Raw genomic sequence first — 19,438 nt, 5'->3', positions numbered from 1 at the left:
GATGCCGAAGGCCAATCCACGCCATCCGAAATTTCCGATTCCCGGCGGGCCGGAGTTGCGCGCCAAGGGCTGGCGGCAGGAAGCGCTGCTGCGGCTTCTGGAAAATGTGCTCTCGGTCGGCGAGGATCCTGACAATCTCGTTGTTTATGCCGCGCTCGGCAAGGCGGCGCGCAACTGGCCGGCGCATCGGGGCATCGTCAAGGCTCTCACCGAGATGGACGAGGACCAGACGCTACTGATCCAGTCCGGCAAGCCGATCGGCCTCGTGAAGACCCATGCCAAGGCGCCGCTCGTCATCATGGCGAATTGCAACATCGTCGGCCAGTGGGCGAAGGCCGAGGTCTTTTACGAATTGCAGCGCAAGGGGCTGATCTGCTGGGGCGGGCTGACGGCCGGCGCCTGGCAATATATCGGCAGCCAGGGGGTCATTCAGGGCACCTATGAAATCTTCATGCGCATCGCCGAACGGCGCTTCGGCGGTGATCTCCATGGCCGCTTCGTGCTGACGGCGGGGCTCGGCGGCATGGGGGGTGCGCAGCCGCTCGCCGGCCGCATGGCGGGGGCTGCGATCCTCTGCGTCGACATCGATGCGGAGCGCGCCCGCAAGCGTCAGCAGATCGGCTATCTGCAGGAAATAGCCCCTAATCTCGACGGAGCGCTCGCGATGATCGATGCAGCCGTCAAGGAAAAGCGCGCGTTGTCCGTCGGGCTTGTCGGCAATGCGGCGGAAATCTATCCAGAGATCGCCCGGCGCGGCATCGTGCCCGATATCGTCACCGATCAGACCTCGGCCCATGATCTCGTCTATGGCTATGTGCCGAAGGGCATGAGCCTCGATCAGGTGAAGGGCCTGCGTGACGAGGGCCAGGGCCAGCTTATGGCCGCGAGCCGCACCTCGATCGTCGAGCATGTGACTGCCATGCTGGAGTTCCAGAAGCGCGGATCGGAAGTCTTCGACAACGGCAATCTCATCCGCACCCAGGCCCGCGAGGGCGGCGTTACCAATGCCTTCGACATTCCGATCTTCACGGAAGCGTATCTCCGCCCGCTCTTTGCCCGCGCGATCGGCCCCTTCCGCTGGATGGCGCTGTCGGGCGAAGAAAGCGATATCGCGCAGATCGACGATCTGCTCTTGGAGATGTTCCCTGACAACAAGATCATCACCAACTGGATCCGGCTGGCGCGCGAGCATATTCCCTTCGAAGGATTGCCGGCGCGCATTGCCTGGCTGGGTCACGGTGAGCGCACGGCGCTGGCCCGGCGCGTCAACGAACTGGTTGCGAATGGCGAGCTCAAGGGTCCCGTCGCCTTCTCCCGCGACCATCTCGATGCCGGTGCGATGGCGCATCCGAATATCATGACGGAGCGCATGAAGGATGGCTCGGACGCCATTGCCGACTGGCCGCTCATCGATGCGATGATGCTCTGCTCCTCGATGGCCGACCTTGTCGTCGTCCATTCGGGCGGCGGCGGTTATGCCGGTTACATGACGAGCTGCGGCGTGACCGTCGTTGCCGACGGATCCGAAGCCGCCGACGAACGTCTCGACCACGCACTGACCAACGATACGGCGCTCGGCGTCATGCGTTATGCCGACGCCGGCTACGACGAGGCACTGGACGAAGTGGCGAAGAAGGACGTGCCCTATATCCGGCTTGGCTGAATGCCACCCGCTCAGAGATGCCTTATTTCGGTGGGTGCTGCGTCGTAACGGTCATTCAGACCGTCGAAATAGGCGATGGGTGCCGCGGCAAGTTCTTCGGCATCTGCATCGTCGAGGCAGTTGATTGCGACGGCGATAAAGGGGCCGATGGTCTCGTTGTCGTTGCGAGCGAAGGAGCTCACGCCGCAGGTCTCGCAGAAGAGGTGATGGATCGAGCCGGAGCCGAAGAGATATTCGCGCAAATGGTCCCTGCCTGAGACCAACCGAAAATCATTTGGCTGCACGATCGCCAGCCAACTGCGTTTCTTGCGGCAGACGGAGCAATTGCATTTGAAGGTGCCGGCCGAGAGGTCGAACCCGGCCTCATAGGCGACGGCGCCGCAGTGGCAGCTTCCATGATAGGTTTTCTTCACGATATTCCTCCGAATGATATTTAACCTATCGGTTAAATTAATGATCGTGAACCGGAAGTCAAGGCGGGCGCCGGGCAAGCCGGCGCGCGGCCAGTGCAGAGAGAAAAGCCGACGCCATTAGGATGAGCGTGAAGACCACGACCGCGGCCCATCCCTCCATCGCCCAGAACCAGCCGCCTGCCGAGCCAATGACGCTGGAGCCGATGTAATAGGCGAGCATGTAGAGCGAGGAGGCGTGTCCTTTGGTGCCGACGGCGAGCTTGCCGACGAGACCGCTGGCTACAGAATGCGTCATGAAGAAACCGCTCGTCAGCACGATGATGCCGAGGATGATGAGCGGCAGGGATGCCGAGAGCGTCAACGCGCAGCCTGCTGCTGTGATGACGATGCCCGCCAGCAGCACGGTGAAGTGGCCGAGGCGGTCGCCGAGGATGCCGCCGATCGAGGACGCACCGATACCGAAGAGATAGACGGTGAAGATCAGGCCGAGTTCGGTCTGGTTGAGCTCATAGGGTGGCGCGACGAGGCGGAAGCCGGCGTAATTGTACATCGTCACGAAGGAGCCCATCGCGAAGAAAGCGATGGCGAAGATGAAGGGCAGCGCCGGATTGCCGAGATGCCCGAGCCAGGCCTTCAGATGGAACTGCGGATCGAAGCCTGCGCGACGCACGAAATTGCGTGAGGGCGGCAGCAGCGCGATAAAGCCGATGGCCGCAGCAAGGCCGATGGCGCCGATCAGGAATATGGCCGGCCGCCAGGAGAGATATTCCGCGAAGATCCCCGTCAGCACGCGGCCCGACATGCCGCCGAAAGCCGTGCCACCGACATAGAGGCCCATCGTGGCGCCAAGGCCGCGCGGATCGATTTCTTCTGCAAGATAGGCCATGGCGACGGCTGGCACACCGCCAAGCACGAAGCCCTGCAGCGCGCGGATAACCAGCAACAGATGCCAGCTTGGCGCAAAAGCGGTGGCGATCGTCAGCACGGCAGCTCCGACCAGCGAAATCGACATCAGACTGCGCCTGCCAAGCCCCTCCGAGACGGCTGCAGCGCAGACGATGGCGATTGCCAGGAAGCCCGTGGCGAGCGACAGCGACAGCGAGCTTTCGGCCGGGCTGACGGCAAATTCCTGCGCGAAGATCGGCAGCAGCGGCTGCACGCAATAGAGCAGCGAGAAGGTAGCGAAGCCGGAAAGGAAGAGCGCCAGGCTGGCACGGCGATAGGCGCCGGTGCCGCGTGTCAGATAGTGTCTTGCCTGGGTCTCCTCGGCTGTTTGCAGGCTGGCGACGTCTTGGATTGCAGAGTCGGACATGAGTCATTCCTTCCTGCTTCCGATCTAGTCAAGGCGCCTCCATTTGTCCAATATATGAAACTGGCGATCTTGATAGGTTTTGGAGATAGCGATGGAGCTGCGGCATATCCGATATTTTCTGGCGGTCGCCGAAGAGGGCAATTTCACGCGGGCAGCCGCGCGCCTCGGCATCGGCCAGCCGCCACTCAGCCAGCAGATCCGCGATCTTGAGGCCGAAATCGGGGTGATGCTCTTCCATCGCGTGCCGCATGGAGCGGAGTTGACGGTCGCCGGTACGGCCTTCCTTCCGGAGGCGAAGGCATCGCTTGCGGCGGCCGAGAAGGCGCGGCTTGCGGCTCAAAGCGCCAATCGCGGCGAGACCGGCCGGCTGTCGCTCGGTTTTACCGCCTCCTCCGCCTTCAATTCCCTAGTCAGCACCACGATCCGCCGCTTTCGCGCCCGCTGGCCCGAAGTGCGCCTGTCACTGACGGAGATGAATACGCTGGGGCTGATGCAGAAGCTGGAGCGCGGCGAGCTGGATGCGACCTTCATGCGTCCTGGCCTCAGCGATCCCGATGGCATCAGGCTGAAGCGCCTGCCGGACGAGCCGATGGTCGTCGCCCTGCCCGCCGGCCATCCGCTTGCAAAACACAGAATGCTGTCGCTCGCCTTGCTGGCCAACGAACCCTTTATCCTCTTCCCGCGGCTTGTCGGTCTCAGCCTCTATGACGATGTCGTGCGCGCCTGCCGCGAGGCCGGCTTCGAGCTGACCGTGGCGCAGGAAGCGCCGCAGATTTCTTCGGTCGTCAATCTCGTTGCCGCCGATCTCGGCGTTTCGATCGTCCCGGCCTCGATTTCTCAGATCAAACTTGCAGGGGTCGCCTACCGGCCGATCGAAGGCCCGCCTGCCGTGGCGCGGCTGGCGCTCGCCGTGCTGCGCAGCCAGCGCTCTCCCGTCACCGAAAACCTGATGAGCCTGCTATCCTGACAGCCGGATCCCAATAGGGTGGATCGCCGAAGGTCTTTTTCAGATGATCGGCGATGGCGCGCAGCTTGGCCGAGGGATTTCTGCCTTCGGGATGGGCCATGTAGATGAATTCCGGCTCCGGCCGGGCACCCACATCGATCTCGACCAGGCGCCCCTCGCGGATTGCGGGACCGATAATGAAGGTCGGCAAAAGCGCGATGCCGAGGCCTGACATCGCCGCATCGTGCAGCATATCGCCATTGTTGATGCCGAGACCCAGCATCGCACGAACGACGACCGCCCCTTCATCCGTTTGGAACCGCCAGTCGGCGACGCCGCGATTGGTGTAGAAAAGTCCGTGATGGCTGTTGAGATCGGCGAGCGAAGCCGGCGTTCCGTGACGCTCAAGATAATCGGGCGATGCCACCAACAGCCTTCGGCTGCGGGCGAGCTTCCAGGCGATCAGCCGTGAGTCTGCGATGGCACCGTGGCGGATGATCGCGTCATATCCGTCCGATGCCGGATCGACTCGCCTGTCGTCCATATCGAGCGTCAGCGCGATCTGCGGGTGCGCCTTCAGAAATGGATAGAGCGCTGGGCCGAGATGCAGGCGGCCGAACGTGACGGGGGCGGCGATGCGTAGCGGGCCTGACAGAGTGCCGCGGCGTTCCGCCATGTCGGCCTCGGCATCTTCCATTTCGCGGACGATGCGTACGGCGCGCTCCAGAAAGGCGGCTCCATCCTCCGTCAAGGTCAGCTTGCGCGTGGTGCGGTGGACGAGCATGGCGCTCAGTGTCTTCTCCAGCTCCGCCAGTCTTTCGCTGACGACGGATTTAGACAGCCGCAGCCGTCGAGCGGCCTCGCTCACCGATCCGGCCTCCACCACCGCAACAAAAGCCGTAATACCCTCGATCTTCATCATCGTTCGGCTTTTCCGAATTCGAGCTCCGCATTTAGGAGACTAATCCGAACGAAGAAAGAATGCCATCTTCCACTCATCGAAACCGGCGGCCACGCCAATCCAACCGAAATTCAGGAGATGGAACAATGAATCGTCTGATCAACAAGGTCGCAATCGTCACCGGCGCAAGCTCGGGTATCGGCCGCGTTACCGCCAAACTCTTTGCCGCTGAAGGCGCCAAGGTCGTCGTCGGCGCGCGCCGCCAGGCCGAACTTGAAAGCCTGGTGGCCGAAATCAAGGCCACGGGCGGCGATGCCGTCGCCGTTGCCGGCGACGTCCGCTCGGAAGACTATCACAAGGCGCTTGTCGCAGCCGCCGTCGAAAATTACGGCAAGCTCGACATCGCCTTCAACAATGCCGGCACGATCGGTGAGGCCGGCCCGAGCACAGAAGTTTCGGAGGCAGGCTTTGCCGACACGGTGGCGATCAACCTGACGGCCTCCTTCCTTGCCGCCAAACATCAGATCGCGGAGATGGTCAAGCACGGCAGCGGTTCGGTGATTTTCACCTCGACCTTTATCGGCTACAGCTTCTCCTTCCCGGGTGTGGCTGCCTATGCCGCCAGCAAGTCCGGCCTCATCGGACTCACACAGGCACTCGCCGCCGAATACGGCCCGCAGAATATCCGCGTCAACGCTGTTCTGCCCGGTGCCGTGGACACGGACATGTATCGGGAAATGAATGATACCTCCGACAAGCAGGCCTTCATCACCAACCTGCATGCCCTGAAGCGCGTCGCAACACCGGAAGAGCTTGCCCGCTCCGTGCTCTACCTAGCATCCGACGATGCAAGCTTCGTCACCGGCACAGCTTCGCTGGTCGATGGCGGTGTATCGATCACTCGTACCTGAGGGTGAAGCCTATCTCGTAGATATGAGAAGGCCGCGGTTCCTCCCACCGCGGCCTTCTCGTTCATGCGCTGGAGACGAGACGGCGAATCGCCGTTTCGATTGACATCGTACCCTTCTGCGATCTCTCGCGGCCACCTTCGAAGTCGACCCAGCCCTCATTGAAGCCGTCGAGCATGCGCATGCGGGGTTCCGGGTTCTTCATGCCCTGAGCACGGAACAGCTCTTCCCAGCCTGTTTGCCAAACCCGCCCTTGCCATGTCGAACGCCGGCCCTTGTTTAACCGTGTGATAGGGCATATTGGGCTAGACAACATCTCTCCGTGACTGCTCCCGATCCCTTTCCTGCCGGAGCCCGGTCCCCACCTCTTCGGAGTTTCACATGCTGATCGGCATCCTGTGCGGTCTTGCCACCTGTGCGCTATGGGGGCTGAGCTTCGTCGCCCCGCGCGTCGTCGCGCCCTATACGGCGATCGACCTGACGGTGGCGCGCTACGGGCTTTTTGCCGTCATCAGCCTGATCTTGATGATCAATCCGCGCTTTCGTCCAGTGGGTTTGCGGCGGTCGCTAGTTCTGACCGGCATTGCGCTCGGCAGTATCGGTTATGTCGGTTATTTCATGAGTATTTCCTATGCCGTGCATTACGCAGGCACTGCCATTCCACCGCTCGTCATCGGCACGATGCCTGTACTACTTGCCATCATCGCCAATCTCAAGGACCGGTCCATCGACTGGAGAACACTGGCAATACCGCTGATCCTGATAGGCGTCGGCATCGGCTGGGTGAATGTCTCGATCTTCGCCACGACATCCGCCAGCGATCAGCCGGAAATCCTGTTCGGCATCGTCGCCGCGCTGATCGGACTGGCGCTCTGGGTCGCCTATGGCATGATGAGCGCTGCGGTCATGCAGTCGCAGGATGCCCCAAGCGCCATGCACTGGACCGCCTTGCAGGGGATCGGCGCCGGCATCGGCGCACTCGTCCTCCTGCCCTTCACCTCGCTCGGGGAGACTGTCAGCTTCACCGGCACGCAGACTTTTCACTTCGTGCTCTGGGCAGCCGTCATGGGCATTGCCGGCTCATGGCTTGCCACGCTGTGCTGGATGATTGCCTCGCGCCTTCTGCCGCTGGCGCTTGCTGCACAGCTGATCGTTGCAGAAACCGTCTTCGGCCTGTTTTATGGCTTCCTGTTCGAGCAGCGCATGCCGACCGTAGCCGAGGCCGGCGGCGCGATCCTGCAGCTGATCGGCGTCGGCATGGCGATCGCGATCTTCACGGCGAAGCGGGTCAAACACGCCTGAGCGCCGGTGATTGCATGTTTTGCGTCAAAGGCTTAGGGTCTTACCCGTTCAAAGAAGCGGCGGGGAAAAACCATGGCTCTCAGCGGCAAACGCATCCTCATCATCATCTCGGGCGGCATTGCGGCCTATAAGAGCCTCGATCTCATCCGCCGCCTGCGCGAACGCGGCGCTTCCGTGCGCCCGATCATGACAAAGGGTGCACAGGAATTCGTGACTCCGCTTGCCGTCGGCGCACTTGCTGCCGACCATGTCTTCACCGACCTCTTTTCCCGCCAGGACGAACAGGATGTTGGCCATATCCGGCTGGCGCGCGATTGTGACCTGGTGCTGATTGCGCCCGCCACCGCCGACCTGATGGCGAAGATGGCGCATGGCCTTGCCGACGATCTCGCCTCCACCGTGCTGCTCGCCACCGACCGGCCGATGCTTGCGGCGCCGGCGATGAACCCGAAGATGTGGACGCATCCGGCGACAAAACGCAATGTCGAGACCTTACGGCGTGACGGTGTCCGCTTCATCGGCCCTATGGCCGGTGAGATGGCGGAAAGCCGTGAAGCCGGCACGGGCCGGATGGCCGAGCCTCTGGAGATCGTTGCTGCTGCCGAGGCGCTTCTCCATGATGGTCCGAAGCCGCTTGCCGGCAAGCGGGCGATCGTCACATCAGGCCCGACGCATGAGCCGATCGATCCGGTACGCTACATCGCCAACCGCTCCTCAGGCCGGCAGGGGCATGCCATTGCTGCAGCACTTGCGCAGCTCGGCGCCGATGTAACGCTGGTGTCCGGTCCGGTGACTATTCCCGATCCCGTCGGAGTCAGGGTGGTACCTGTCGAACGAGCCGAGGAAATGCGCGATGCGGTGCTTGCCGCCCTGCCCGCCGATGTCGCCGTGATGGTGGCTGCCGTTGCCGACTGGCGCGTCGCCTCGGCTGCCGATCAGAAGATCAAGAAACATCCGGGCGAATCCATTCCGACGCTGGCGCTGACGGAGAACCCTGACATTCTCAAGACCGTCGGTCATCACACGACGCGGCCGAAACTGGTGATCGGCTTTGCCGCAGAGACACAGGATATCGAGGCCAATGCCAAGCTGAAGCTGGAGCGCAAGGGCGCGGACCTGATCGTCGCCAATGACGTTTCACCATCGACCGGCATCATGGGCGGTACGCGCAATAGCGTAAAACTCATCCGCCGCGACGGTATCGAACAATGGCCCGATCTTTCCAAGGATGAAGTGGCAGAGCGGCTGGCCGCGCTGATCGCCGAACGGCTCATGCGGGAATAGAGACGGGCTCCGATCTTGCGGATGCACGCTTTTCGGGCTGGAAAGCCGTGATTTCCAAACCGTCGATGCTGACGGTCACGGCACTGCCATCGGGAATCTCCTGCCACGCATCGCCATCATCGTTCAGCGGCTCCGACACGAGGCAATATCCTCCGGCAAGCAGCGAGGCATAGAGCGTCGGCGCCTTGCGGTCGGTGGCATAGCGGACCGCATAAAGCGACTTGCCGTCCGAGAAGGCAGCGGTGAAACGCAACAGCACGGAACCCAGAATATTCTCCGCCAGACCTTCGACAAAGGCGATGGTTTGGGCCACAGCAGCGATCGGCGCGTCGCGCAGGCCAAACTGCAGTGCCAGCAGGAATAAAAGCTCGGAATCCGTCGTGCCGCTGCGAACGTTGAAAAGGTCATCGTCCAACATGGTTTCCATCGGCCGGCGCAGGCGTTCGAAGCCGGAAATCTGGCCGTTATGCATAAAGGACCAGGTTTCATGCGTGAAGGGATGGCAGTTGTCGCGCCGCGTGCCGCCGCCGGTCGCGGCCCGCACATGGGCAAGGAAAAGCGGCGAGCGGATCTGCCGCGCAAGGCTTTTCAGATTGCAGTCGGACCAGGCCGGCAGTATATCGCGGTAGCGACCCGGCTCCGGCCGGTCACCATACCAGGCAATGCCGAAGCCATCGCCATTCGTCGCCGTCTTGGCGCGGGTGGCGCAATGGGATTGCTCGATCAGGGAATGGGCGGGCGAAGATACCAGCTCCTCCAGATAGAGGGGGTCTCCGCGATAGGCTGCCCAGCGACACATGCTTTTGCTCCGGCCCGCCGCCTGCTGCGGCAGTAATGCTGAAAACGTCTTGGATTGTCTGATGCTACGGCTAACAAGGCCTTAACAGCCACCCGATTTGCAAGGCGAAGATGACGAATTCTTGACGACGGCCGAGATCACTTTCCGCAAAAACGATATGGATTTGCGTGATCGCGATGGCAGAAAGTCAGGCAATTGAACGACATAACCAGATGCCGGCTAAAAAGCAGCGATGCGCTTTCCTCTTGCATCTCAGAGGAAACAGCCTACCTTTGTGTCATCGTCAACGTAATGAAAGGAAGGTGATCCAATGTCTAGTGAGTTTTCGGACCTCGTAACGGGCATGGAAGTGGTGATGAAAGCGAGGCAGCCCTCGTTCTAAACCCAGCCTTCCTGGGACCGCATAAGACGGTCCGGCCAGTTACAGGCCAAACCTCATGGAAAGGGTCGCGAAAGCGGCCCTTTTTTATTGCCTTCATTGAGCCGTTGACGCTCGAGAGGAAAACCACTATTCATAAAGTCATCAGATGACTTTATGAATAGTGCTCATGCAGCCTCTCAACAAGACCAATCTTGCGGACACGGCCAGCGAAGCGATCCGCAGCGAGATCCTCGCCAAGCGCTGGGCTGTCGGCGAGAAACTGCCGAACGAAGCCTCGCTTTCTGCCATGCTGTCGGTCAGCCGCGGCACGGTGCGCGAAGCCGTGCGCGTTCTCGTCTCGCAGGGCCTCCTGGAAACGCGACAGGGCTCCGGCACTTATGTGCTCTCGATCACCGATAACAGCCTGCCGCTCGCCATGGCGCGGCGCGCCAGCCTGCGCGACCAGTTCGAGGCGCGCTGCGCGCTCGATGTCGAAGGCGCACGTCTGGCTGCCATCCGCAAGACGCCCGACGTCATCGCCGGGCTTCGCGCGCTGCTTGCCGAGCGTGGCAATTATGAAGGCGGCGATCCGGCAGGCTTCATCGAACGCGACCTTGCCTTCCACAAGGCGGTCATCGCCGCCTCCGGTAACCGGGCGATGATCGAGATCTATGATTTCTTCTCCACATCGATCGCAGAGACGATTGCCGCCACACTCGATAAGGCGATCCCCGAGCCCGACATGCAGGCGCATCAGGCGATCGTCGACGCCATCGAGACTGGCGATCCGGGCAAGGCCGATGCAGCCGTGCGCGACTTTATGGCGCCTGTCCTTTCCGCCCTCGACCGGATGCTTCTTTCATGACCATGTCCATACAGAACGTAGCGCTCGACGCCGTCGACGAGACGATGATCGATGCCGAAATCGACAGTGTGCCGACACCGCTGCCGCCGCAGAAGCAGAGCATGACTGCCCGCTTCCTGCTCGGTGCCAGCCTCGTGCTGATCGCGTTTAATCTGCGGCCGGTGTTTTCCAGCGCTTCCGCCCTGCTGCCGGAAATCCGTACCGAACTCGGCCTGTCGTCGCTCGGCGCCAGTCTTCTGACGACGCTTCCGGTCGTCTGCCTCGGTGCCTTCTCACCGCTGGCTCCTCGGCTTGCCCAGCGCATCGGCTCGGAACGGACACTGCTTGGCGTACTCCTGCTCTTGACGCTCGGTACGGCACTGCGCGGCCTTTCTTCCATTCCACTGCTCTTTCTCGGCACCGCACTTGCGGGTGCTGCGATCGCCGTCGGCAACGTGTTGCTGCCCGGACTGGTGAAGCGCGACTTCGCCGCGAATGCGGCTCTGATGACCGGCCTCTATACGATGGCGCTCTGCGCAGGTGCCGCAAGTGCTGCCGGCCTGACGCTGCCGATCGAACATGCGCTTGGCGGGTCGCTGGAAGGCGCGCTCGCCGTCTGGGCCTTGCCCGTTCTCGTCATTGGGCTGATCTGGCTGCCGCAGGTCATTGCGAGCGGTCGACAGCCGCGGCGCAGCGGCTTTCGTGTCGAAGGGCTCTGGCGGGACAAGCTCGCCTGGCAGGTCACGCTTTTCATGGGTCTGCAGTCGGCACTCGCCTATTGCGTCTTCGGCTGGCTGGTGCCGATCCTGCGCGAGCGCGGGCTTGATGGCGTTACGGCTGGCGGCATCGTTTCCGCTTCTGTCATGGTTCAGGCCGCGGCCTGCCTCGTCGTGCCGCACATTGCCGTGCGCGGTAAAGACCAGCGCCTTATCAACGTGACGCTCTGCGCTTTCGCCGTCGCAGCACTTCTCGGTCTGCTCTTCGCACCACTTTCCTCCGTCTGGGTCTGGGCTGTCCTGCAGGGGATCGGCCAGGGCGGGCTTATTGCCGCGGCGATGACGGCTATCGTGCTGCGTTCGCGCGATCCGCACGTGGCCGCTCATCTTTCCGGCATGGCGCAATGCGTCGGTTATCTGCTCGCCGCAATCGGCCCGTTCATCGTCGGCCTGATCCGCGGCTGGACGGGAAGCTTCGCCGGGTGCGCCGTGCTTTTCGTCGCGCTCGGTCTTGGTGCTGCCTTCAACGGATGGCAGGCGGGGCGCGCGCTGCATGTGAATGCGCGCACCATCGAGAAGGGCGAATAAGCCGGGCTCACTTGCGCATCACCATCTCTTGATCTCCATCGTAAGGGCGTGACTGCTAACCTATCTCAGCCGCAACCCGCACCTGCCGGAGGAGATATACTTGCGCTTTCGATCCCTGCTTTTCTTCGCCGCGCTGGCCGCCACACTCGCGCCTTCCCTCACTTTCGCGCAGCAGGAGGCCGGTGAACGCCGCGCGCCAGCCCAACAGAGCTCGGCCCGCGAGGGCGTGCTGAAGTTATTGCCGGCCGATTCCGTCACGGAACATGAGCTTACGACGGCCGATGGGCGCAAGATCGCCTATACTGCGACGGCTGGCACGATTGATCTCTTTGGCCAGGATGGCGGGCAGAACGCTGCAATTTTCTACACGGCTTACGTCGCCAAGGATGCCGAGCCGAATCGGCCGATCACCTTCGCCTTCAATGGCGGGCCGGGTGCGGCTTCCGCATTCCTGCATCTCGGCCTCGTCGGCCCGAAGGTGCTGGATTTCGGTCCTGATGGCCGTGACGGCGCAAATGCCAAGCTCGTCGATAACACGCATAGCTGGCTCGATTTCACCGATCTCGTGCTGATCGATCCGATCGGCACCGGCTGGAGCCGCACGATGAAGGCCGACGACGCCTCGAACTACTACAAGGTCGGCACTGACGCGCAGACGATGGCGAAGACGATCGCGCTTTACATCGCCCATAACAACCGCGCCAATTCGCCGAAATACCTGCTCGGCGAAAGTTATGGCGGTTTCCGCGCCGCCAAAGTGGCGTCCTCGCTGCAGGAGAGCCAGGGCATCATCATCGCCGGCACCGTCATGTTGTCGCCGCTGCTCGAAGGGCAGTTGATGTTCAATGCCGACCAGTTCGCGCTGGGTGCTGCACTGGAATTCCCCTCATTGGCAGCCGCCGAAGCCGACCGGCGCAAAAGCTTCAGCGAATCCGGCCAGCGCGACGCTGAGAGTTTTGCGCTTGGCGAATATCTCATGACGCTTGCCGGCCCCGCACCGACGGGCGATGCGGCAACGGCCTTCTACAACAAGATTTCCGGCCTTACGGGTGTTCCGCAGGATGTCGTCACCCGCAATCGCGGCTTCCTCGGCGATGCTTACGCCAAGCATTCCGGCAAGCAGACGGGCGAGGTGATGAGCCCATACGACGCTGCCTTCGCCACGCCCGACCCCTATCCGGAATCAGATTATGACCGGGGCGACGATGCGATCCTTGACGGCTTTACCCGGGCGTATGGCGGCGCCTTCGCCGATTACGCCCGCAACGAACTCGGCTTCAAGACCGAGATGACCTATACGCTACTCGAAAATGATATCAGCCAGCGCTGGGAGTGGGGCAGCGGTCGCGGCGGCGGTTCACGTTTCCAGGCAAGCGCCACCGATGATATCAGGCAGATGCTCGCTACCAACCCGTCCTTCCACCTGCTGATCGCCCATGGCTACAGCGATCTCGTGACACCCTACGGCGTCAGCCGCTACGTGGTCGATCATCTTCCGCCCTCGCTTGCGGGCAATCGCGTGTCACTGAAGCTCTATCGCGGCGGCCACATGTTCTATACGACCGCCGGCCAGCGCGTCGCTTTCACGGCGGATGCAAAGGCCTTTTATGCCGAGCATCCCGCCAGTCCTCCGGCGGATTGAAGGTGGTTGAGGGTTGCCGGAGGGCCGGGCTGACCTAGTTTCCCAAACATGGCAAACCGCAATCAGCTATCAGAAGCTCCGTCATCCGGCGGCGCTTCCCGGCAGGATAAAACCCTCTCCACACTCTCTTCCTATCTCCAAGACGGTGCACTCTTTCTCGATATCGACGGCACGCTCCTCGATCTCGCGCCGACGCCGGATGAGATATTCGTGCCGCCGTCGCTTCCGGCGCAACTCGACGCGCTGTCGCAGAAGCTCGGCGGCGCACTGGCTCTGGTGACGGGCAGAGGGCTTTCCTATGCCGACCGCCTCTTCACCCCCTTCCAGTTTCCCATCGCCGGCCTGCATGGGGCAGAGCGCCGCAGCCCTGACGGCAGCATCTTCAAGGTGGAGCCGACAGCCGAATTCGAGAGGCTGAAAATCGAACTCAGGGCAGAGACGGCAGGCTGGACCGGCATCCTCATCGAGGACAAGGGCGCGGCCGTCGCCGCCCATTTCCGCCTTGCGCCGGTGCGGCAGGCGGAACTTGCGGAGGTGATGCAGCGTTTCGCAAACCGCGCCGGACCGGACTGGACGCTGCAGCACGGCAAGATGGTTCTCGAAATCCGGCCCGCCAGGGCCAACAAGGGCGTTGCATTGGAGAGCTTTCTCGCAACGCCGCCATTCAACGGCCGCCATCCGATCGCCATCGGCGATGACCTCACAGACGAGGCGATGTTCGGCGTGGCGAACCAGCTCGGCGGATATTCCGTCCGCGTTGGCCCGCCGTCTGCAGGGACTGCCGCGCGCGGCACCCTGCCTTCCGCGGAAGCGGTCCGCGAGATCATCGCGAATTTTGCCAGCTGATTGAATTTGCAGTTATTTCTAATGAAAGGAATTTGTCATGAGCCGCCTTGTCGTCGTCTCCAACCGCGTCCCTGTTCCGGAGAAAAAAGGGGCCGCGTCCGCCGGCGGGCTTGCCGTGGCACTGGAAGCCGCGCTTGAGAAACGCGGCGGCATCTGGATGGGCTGGTCGGGAAAGATCGACGACGAGGGTGAACCCGGTCCGCTTTCAATCGAGGAACGCGGCAACATCACCTATGCGCTCACTGACCTGACATCCAAGGATGTCGACGAATATTACTTCGGCTTCGCCAACCGCATGCTCTGGCCGATCTGTCATTACCGGCTGGACCTTGCGGAATACGGGCGCACGGAGATGGCCGGCTATTTCCGTGTCAACCGCTTCTTCGCCCATCGGCTAGCGCCGTTGATCGAGCCTGACGACGTCATCTGGGTCCATGATTATCATCTCATTCCACTCGCCGCTGAGCTTCGGCAGATGGGGCTGAAGAACAGGATCGGTTTTTTCCTGCACATTCCCTGGCCGCCGGCAGACGTGCTCTTTGCCATGCCCGTTCACGAGGAAATCATGAGGGGGCTTGCTGCCTATGACCTCGTTGGCTTCCAGACCGATCACGATCTGGAAAACTTCGCAGGCTGCCTGCGCCGCGAAGGGATGGGCGACATGATTGGTGAAGGGCGTTTTACCGCCGGTGAGCGCCTGTTCCGCGGCGGAGCCTATCCGATCAGCATCGAGACTGCCGCCTTCGCCGAATTCGCAAGGAGAGCCGATAGCCATAGCATGGTGTTGAAGGCCCGCCATAGCATTGAGGATCGCAGCCTGATCATTGGCGTGGACCGGCTGGATTATTCCAAGGGGATCACCCAGCGCATCGATGCCTTCGAGCATTTCGTCACCAACAATCCGGCGCATCGGCGCAAGGTGACCTACCTCCAGATAACCCCGAAATCCCGCTCGGAAGTGCCGGAATACGAAGCGATGCAGCGGATGGTCGCCGAACAGGCCGGTCGCGTGAACGGCGCGCTCGGCACTGTCGACTGGGTGCCGATCCGCTATATCAACCGCTCCGTCAGCCGGCCGGTGCTCGCCGGTCTCTATCGGCTCGCCAAGGTCGGCCTCGTTACGCCGCTGCGCGACGGCATGAACCTCGTCGCCAAGGAATATGTCGCCGCACAAAACCCTAACGATCCGGGCGTGCTGGTTCTTTCCCGCTTTGCCGGCGCGGCGCGCGAACTGAACGGCGCCCTGCTCGTCAATCCCTACGACATCGTCGGCACGTCCAATGCACTAGCGCGCGGGCTCAATATGCCACTCGACGAACGTCGCGACCGCTGGCGGCGAATGATGGAGCATCTCCTGGAGCATGACGTTTCGCGCTGGTGCGACGATTTCCTCGGTGATCTCGCGGCCTGAATGGTTTGGCGGGCAAGCCCGCCGGCAGATAGGTTCGCAATCATAGGAAGTGGAGGAATCCTTGCTGGCCCCGCTTCGAAATGACTGGCTGGTGGAAATCGAAATCATCGCAGCCGCGTGAGAGAATGCCGCCCTGCCGGGACAGGGCAGCAAGGGACGATCAGGCAGCCCGGCGCAACAGACCAAGGGCCTCTTCGAGGTCGACCTCGCCCAGGAAGTTGCCGGTACTTTCGGCCTTTTCCTGATGCTCGATCGCATGAGCGAAACGAACGGCCGGTTCCTGCTGCATACGCTGATAGAGATCGTTCACTGCCGGAAACCGGCTGCGGTCGACGACCTCATGGAAGTCGTTCCAGCGCGCGATGCCGGTGAAATAGGCATCGGCAATGCCCGGCCCGCCGCCGAGCAGCCATTTCCGGCCGGCGAGTAGACGTTCCAGCGTGCGATGAACCTTCTCGACCCTCGCCATACCGTAAGCAACGAGGACCTCCTTCTCGGCAGGCTCCAATTCGTGTTCGACCGTGTGCCAGAGCGGGCTGAAGGCGTTGAAGAAGCTGGTATTCAGATAAGCGAGCATCTGGTTCAGCTGGTCGAACTCTACCGTGCCCTGGGCAAAGCCGAGTCCTTTATCGATCGAGTGCGCGCCGATGTAGTTGAGGATCGCCATGCTCTCGCTCAGCAGGCGGTCGTCCGGCAACAGCAGTGACGGCGTTTCGCCGACGGTATTGATGCGGCCGTATTCAGCGCCAGAGACGACTTCGGGCATCGGCACGCGGCAGAGACGGTACGGCAGGCCGGACCATTCCAGCGCGACGATGGAACCGAAGGAGCAGCCTTCCGGCACGCCATAGAACAATATGAGTGACATTATCGGGTCCTCTTTCATCAGGAATTGTTGACCCGGCCAATATGATTTCGTGGACGATAAAGTATCAGATGGCAATAATGCACCTTAAAGTCTATAAAACTGGAAGATAACATGGCCACCGCCTTCAATCTCAACGATCTTCATCTCTTCGTGCAGGCGGTGGAAAGCGGCAGCTTCACGGCTGCAGGACGTCATCTCGGCGTTCCGAAATCGACCATCAGCAAACGCGTCGCAGAACTGGAGGACAGGCTCGGCGTGCGCCTGATCCAGCGCACCTCACGCAGCTTTGCGCTGACGGATATCGGCAAGGACTTCTTCGAGCATGCGCAGGCCTCGATCATCGAAGCGGAAATAGCCGAGAGCATCGTGCGCAGTCGTCTGGGAGAGCCAAGCGGCACTGTGAGGCTGACGGCCGCCGTGCCGACGACGCAGTTCATGCTCGCCGAGCATCTGGCCGAGCTGACAGCGCGCTATCCAAAGTTAAAAGTGTCATTGCATGTGACCGACCGCTTCGTCGATATCGTGCAGGAAGGCTTCGATATTGCGCTGCGCAGTCACCGTTTTCCGCTCGGAGATTCCGCACTCGTACAGCGTCGGGTCGCAGTCCACCCGTTCCTGCTCGTCGCTTCGCCGGACTATATAGCGGAGTATGGAAGGCCAGAGCGACCCGGGGATACGCCGATCACAGAGCGATCATGCCAAGTCTCTCCGAGGCGCAATGGCGTCTTATTTCTGATGATGGGGCTGAGATCGTCATAGCGCCTCAGCCCGTCATGGCGGCGGACGAACCGATGGTGCTGCTGAAAGCGGCCCTCGCCAGCATGGGCATTACCATTCTGCCCACTTCCGTCTGCCATGACGCGTTGCGTGACGGCCGGCTGGTACGCCTTCTGCCCGGCTGGACGGCGGGCAGCATCAGCACGACGATCCTCATGCCGCATCGGCGCGGACAATTGCCGTCCGTGCGGGCGGTCGTCGAGTTCCTCGCCGAGCGGCTGGCGGGGTGATCAGGCGGCCTTGGCCGCGTGATATTCCTTGATTGCCACCATCTTGATCGCCGGATAGCGCTCCGCCTCGTAACGCAGCGAGAAACCATCCTGCGCCAGAAAGACCGGGTCGCCATCCAGATCGCGGGCGATATCGCCGCGCTTGACGGTCAGGAACTTGTCGAGGTCGGCCGGCTGGTCGGACGAGATCCAGCGGCAGACGGAGAAGCGCGACATTTCGAAGGAGACCGGCAGGCCATACTCGGCCATCAGGCGCTCCTTCAAGACATCGAGTTGCAGGGCGCCGACGACGCCGACGATGGCGGGCGAGCCGTCTTCCGGCTGGAAGAGCTGGACCACGCCTTCTTCAGCCATCTGCTGCAGGGCTTCCTTCAGCTTCTTGGCCTTCATGGCGTCTTCCAGACGGACGCGGCGCAGGATTTCCGGCGAGAAGTTCGGCACGCCCTGGAAGACCAGGCTCTCGCCTTCCGTCAGCGTATCTCCGATACGCAGCGTGCCGTGGTTCGGGATGCCGACCACGTCACCGGCAAAGGCCGTATCGGCCAATTGGCGCTGTGAGGCGAAGAAGAACTGCGGCGCGGTGAGGCCAAGCTGTTTGCCGGTGCGCGCAAGGCGCGCCTTCATGCCGCGCTCCAGCTTGCCCGAGCAGATGCGGGCAAAGGCGATGCGGTCGCGATGATTGGGATCCATGTTCGCCTGGATCTTGAAGACGAAGGCCGTCATCTTGTCTTCGGCGGCATGCACAGTGCGGATATCGGCCGTCTGGTCGCGCGGCGGCGGCGCGAACTCGCCGAGCGCGTTAATGAGATCGCGCACACCGAAATTGCGCAGCGCCGAACCGAAGAAGACCGGCGTCATATGGCCTTCGAGGAAGGCTTCCCGGTCGAAGGGACGGCAGGCTTCGATCGCCAGCTCGACTTCTTCGATGAAGGCATCGCGCTCGTTTTCCGGCAGCCGGCCGGCGACGCTCTGCGGACCGTTGACGGCGGTGACCTCGACCTCCGTATCGGAGCCGCGCACCGTGTTTTCCTTGAGATGATAGGAGCCGCAGAAGGTCTTGGAGCGGCCGATCGGCCAGGTGACAGGGGCCGTGTCCAGCGCCAGCTTCTCCTCGACCTCGTCCAGGATTTCGAAGGGATCGCGGCTTTCGCGGTCCATCTTGTTGATGAAGGTGATGATCGGAATGTCGCGCATGCGGCAGACTTCGAAGAGCTTCAGCGTGCGCGGCTCGATACCTTTTGCGGCGTCGATGACCATGACCGCGGCATCCACTGCCGTCAGCGTGCGGTAGGTATCGTCGGCGAAGTCTTCGTGACCGGGCGTATCGAGAATGTTGAAGACATTGCCTTCATACTCGAAGGTCATGACCGACGTGACGACCGAGATTCCGCGTTCGCGCTCGATCTTCATCCAGTCCGAGCGGGTCTGCATGCGGTCCTTCTTCGCCTTCACTTCACCGGCAAGCTGGATGGCGCCGCCGAACAGCAGCAGCTTTTCGGTGAGCGTCGTCTTGCCCGCGTCCGGGTGAGCGATAATAGCGAATGTGCGGCGGCGGGAGACCGCCTCGGCGAGACTTTCGGCCATGATGTGAATCCTGTGGAATTGCCGCGTATCTAGCGATTAAAGC

16 protein-coding genes and 2 pseudogenes are annotated in these 19,438 nt (G+C 61.9%); 11 read left to right on the top strand and 7 right to left on the bottom strand.

Translation table 11 applies throughout. The features are described 5' to 3' along the window. The first annotated feature begins 1 nt into the window (after window position 1). Window positions 2-1,663 (top strand): urocanate hydratase, encoded by a 1,662-nt coding sequence (locus FHT87_RS09975; protein ID WP_183727864.1) that lies wholly within the window; start codon window positions 2-4, stop codon window positions 1,661-1,663. An 11-nt stretch (window positions 1,664-1,674) separates the two neighbouring features. Here the strand turns inward: FHT87_RS09975 and FHT87_RS09970 are convergent, their stop codons facing one another. Together FHT87_RS09970 and FHT87_RS09965 are read right to left on the bottom strand one after the other, a co-directional pair. Then, on the bottom strand, window positions 1,675-2,076 hold the full coding sequence (locus FHT87_RS09970; RefSeq protein WP_183727862.1) for a GFA family protein: 402 nt from the start codon (window positions 2,074-2,076) through the stop codon (window positions 1,675-1,677). 58 nt (window positions 2,077-2,134) lie between these two features. Beyond that, window positions 2,135-3,388, bottom strand: a complete 1,254-nt coding sequence (locus tag FHT87_RS09965; RefSeq protein ID WP_183727860.1) for an MFS transporter — start codon at window positions 3,386-3,388, stop codon at window positions 2,135-2,137. A gap of 91 nt (window positions 3,389-3,479) precedes the next feature. Here FHT87_RS09965 and FHT87_RS09960 point away from each other — a divergent pair, with 91 nt between their 5' ends. Then, window positions 3,480-4,355 (top strand): LysR family transcriptional regulator, encoded by an 876-nt coding sequence (locus FHT87_RS09960; protein ID WP_183727858.1) that lies wholly within the window; start codon window positions 3,480-3,482, stop codon window positions 4,353-4,355. Here the strand turns inward: FHT87_RS09960 and FHT87_RS09955 are convergent. After that, window positions 4,324-5,256 (bottom strand): LysR family transcriptional regulator, encoded by a 933-nt coding sequence (locus FHT87_RS09955; protein WP_183727856.1) that lies wholly within the window; start codon window positions 5,254-5,256, stop codon window positions 4,324-4,326. The two genes, FHT87_RS09960 and FHT87_RS09955, sit on opposite strands and share 32 nt — an antisense overlap. A 125-nt stretch (window positions 5,257-5,381) precedes the next feature. Here FHT87_RS09955 and FHT87_RS09950 point away from each other — a divergent pair, with 125 nt between their 5' ends. Next, a complete protein-coding gene (locus FHT87_RS09950; protein ID WP_183727854.1) occupies window positions 5,382-6,146 on the top strand; it encodes an SDR family oxidoreductase in 765 nt (254 codons plus the stop codon). 61 nt (window positions 6,147-6,207) lie between these two features. Here FHT87_RS09950 and FHT87_RS09945 read toward each other — a convergent pair. Beyond that, window positions 6,208-6,375, bottom strand: a pseudogene (locus FHT87_RS09945) (NmrA family transcriptional regulator); the annotation flags it as partial. 149 nt (window positions 6,376-6,524) lie between these two features. On the opposite strand from FHT87_RS09945, the gene FHT87_RS09940 reads away from it, so the two are divergent. Both FHT87_RS09940 and coaBC read left to right on the top strand, forming a co-directional pair. Next, entirely contained in the window at window positions 6,525-7,445 is a 921-nt protein-coding gene (locus FHT87_RS09940; RefSeq protein ID WP_183727852.1) for a DMT family transporter, read from the top strand. Window positions 7,446-7,517: 72 nt separating this feature from the next. Continuing rightward, window positions 7,518-8,729, top strand: coding sequence for a bifunctional phosphopantothenoylcysteine decarboxylase/phosphopantothenate--cysteine ligase CoaBC (gene coaBC, locus FHT87_RS09935; RefSeq protein ID WP_183727850.1), 1,212 nt, complete (start codon window positions 7,518-7,520; stop codon window positions 8,727-8,729). On the opposite strand, the gene FHT87_RS09930 is transcribed toward coaBC, so the two are convergent. Further along, a complete protein-coding gene (locus tag FHT87_RS09930) occupies window positions 8,716-9,528 on the bottom strand; it encodes a class II glutamine amidotransferase (protein WP_183727848.1) in 813 nt (270 codons plus the stop codon). The two genes, coaBC and FHT87_RS09930, sit on opposite strands and share 14 nt — an antisense overlap. Window positions 9,529-10,076: 548 nt before the next feature. On the opposite strand from FHT87_RS09930, the gene FHT87_RS09925 reads away from it, so the two are divergent. The 5 genes from FHT87_RS09925 (at window position 10,077) to otsA (ending at window position 15,936) form a co-directional block, all read left to right on the top strand. Beyond that, window positions 10,077-10,754 (top strand): FadR/GntR family transcriptional regulator, encoded by a 678-nt coding sequence (locus FHT87_RS09925; RefSeq protein WP_183727846.1) that lies wholly within the window; start codon window positions 10,077-10,079, stop codon window positions 10,752-10,754. Then, window positions 10,751-12,037 (top strand): MFS transporter, encoded by a 1,287-nt coding sequence (locus tag FHT87_RS09920; protein ID WP_183727844.1) that lies wholly within the window; start codon window positions 10,751-10,753, stop codon window positions 12,035-12,037. Before FHT87_RS09925 ends, FHT87_RS09920 begins: the two co-directional genes overlap by 4 nt. A 100-nt stretch (window positions 12,038-12,137) precedes the next feature. After that, complete coding sequence (locus FHT87_RS09915; protein WP_183727842.1) at window positions 12,138-13,679, top strand: carboxypeptidase; 1,542 nt, start codon at window positions 12,138-12,140, stop codon at window positions 13,677-13,679. A 48-nt stretch (window positions 13,680-13,727) separates the two neighbouring features. Beyond that, window positions 13,728-14,525, top strand: a complete 798-nt coding sequence (otsB, locus tag FHT87_RS09910) for a trehalose-phosphatase (RefSeq protein WP_183727840.1) — start codon at window positions 13,728-13,730, stop codon at window positions 14,523-14,525. A gap of 37 nt (window positions 14,526-14,562) precedes the next feature. Continuing rightward, on the top strand, window positions 14,563-15,936 hold the full coding sequence (gene otsA / locus FHT87_RS09905) for an alpha,alpha-trehalose-phosphate synthase (UDP-forming) (protein WP_183727833.1): 1,374 nt from the start codon (window positions 14,563-14,565) through the stop codon (window positions 15,934-15,936). Between the two features lie 160 nt (window positions 15,937-16,096). Here otsA and FHT87_RS09900 read toward each other — a convergent pair whose 3' ends face one another. Next, the gene (locus FHT87_RS09900; RefSeq protein WP_183727831.1) at window positions 16,097-16,804 is read right to left on the bottom strand and encodes a glutathione S-transferase family protein; all 708 of its coding nucleotides are present in this window, start codon (window positions 16,802-16,804) and stop codon (window positions 16,097-16,099) included. 111 nt (window positions 16,805-16,915) lie between these two features. On the opposite strand from FHT87_RS09900, the pseudogene FHT87_RS09895 reads away from it, so the two are divergent. Next, window positions 16,916-17,811: pseudogene (locus FHT87_RS09895) on the top strand (LysR substrate-binding domain-containing protein). On the opposite strand, the gene FHT87_RS09890 reads toward FHT87_RS09895, so the two are convergent. Then, a complete protein-coding gene (locus tag FHT87_RS09890) occupies window positions 17,812-19,395 on the bottom strand; it encodes a peptide chain release factor 3 (protein ID WP_183727827.1) in 1,584 nt (527 codons plus the stop codon). It lies immediately after the preceding pseudogene. Between the last annotated feature and the right edge of the window lie 43 nt (window positions 19,396-19,438).

Origin of the sequence: Rhizobium sp. BK316, from assembly GCF_014193695.1 — a bacterium.
Lineage (GTDB): Bacteria > Pseudomonadota > Alphaproteobacteria > Rhizobiales > Rhizobiaceae > Rhizobium.
This window is presented reverse-complemented; position numbering and strand designations above follow the sequence as displayed.

Excerpts from the sequence above, each read along its gene's own strand:
- FHT87_RS09955 (WP_183727856.1), bottom strand. The coding sequence starts at position 5,256 with ATGATGAAGATCGAGGGTATTACGGCTTTTGTTGCGGTGGTGGAGGCC.
- FHT87_RS09900 (WP_183727831.1), bottom strand. The coding sequence starts at position 16,804 with ATGTCACTCATATTGTTCTATGGCGTGCCGGAAGGCTGCTCCTTCGGT.
- otsB (WP_183727840.1), top strand. The coding sequence starts at position 13,728 with ATGGCAAACCGCAATCAGCTATCAGAAGCTCCGTCATCCGGCGGCGCT.
- FHT87_RS09920 (WP_183727844.1), top strand. The coding sequence starts at position 10,751 with ATGACCATGTCCATACAGAACGTAGCGCTCGACGCCGTCGACGAGACG.
- FHT87_RS09890 (WP_183727827.1), bottom strand. The coding sequence starts at position 19,395 with ATGGCCGAAAGTCTCGCCGAGGCGGTCTCCCGCCGCCGCACATTCGCT.
- FHT87_RS09930 (WP_183727848.1), bottom strand. The coding sequence starts at position 9,528 with ATGTGTCGCTGGGCAGCCTATCGCGGAGACCCCCTCTATCTGGAGGAG.
- FHT87_RS09975 (WP_183727864.1), top strand. The coding sequence starts at position 2 with ATGCCGAAGGCCAATCCACGCCATCCGAAATTTCCGATTCCCGGCGGG.
- FHT87_RS09925 (WP_183727846.1), top strand. The coding sequence starts at position 10,077 with ATGCAGCCTCTCAACAAGACCAATCTTGCGGACACGGCCAGCGAAGCG.
- coaBC (WP_183727850.1), top strand. The coding sequence starts at position 7,518 with ATGGCTCTCAGCGGCAAACGCATCCTCATCATCATCTCGGGCGGCATT.
- FHT87_RS09940 (WP_183727852.1), top strand. The coding sequence starts at position 6,525 with ATGCTGATCGGCATCCTGTGCGGTCTTGCCACCTGTGCGCTATGGGGG.
- otsA (WP_183727833.1), top strand. The coding sequence starts at position 14,563 with ATGAGCCGCCTTGTCGTCGTCTCCAACCGCGTCCCTGTTCCGGAGAAA.
- FHT87_RS09960 (WP_183727858.1), top strand. The coding sequence starts at position 3,480 with ATGGAGCTGCGGCATATCCGATATTTTCTGGCGGTCGCCGAAGAGGGC.
- FHT87_RS09950 (WP_183727854.1), top strand. The coding sequence starts at position 5,382 with ATGAATCGTCTGATCAACAAGGTCGCAATCGTCACCGGCGCAAGCTCG.
- FHT87_RS09965 (WP_183727860.1), bottom strand. The coding sequence starts at position 3,388 with ATGTCCGACTCTGCAATCCAAGACGTCGCCAGCCTGCAAACAGCCGAG.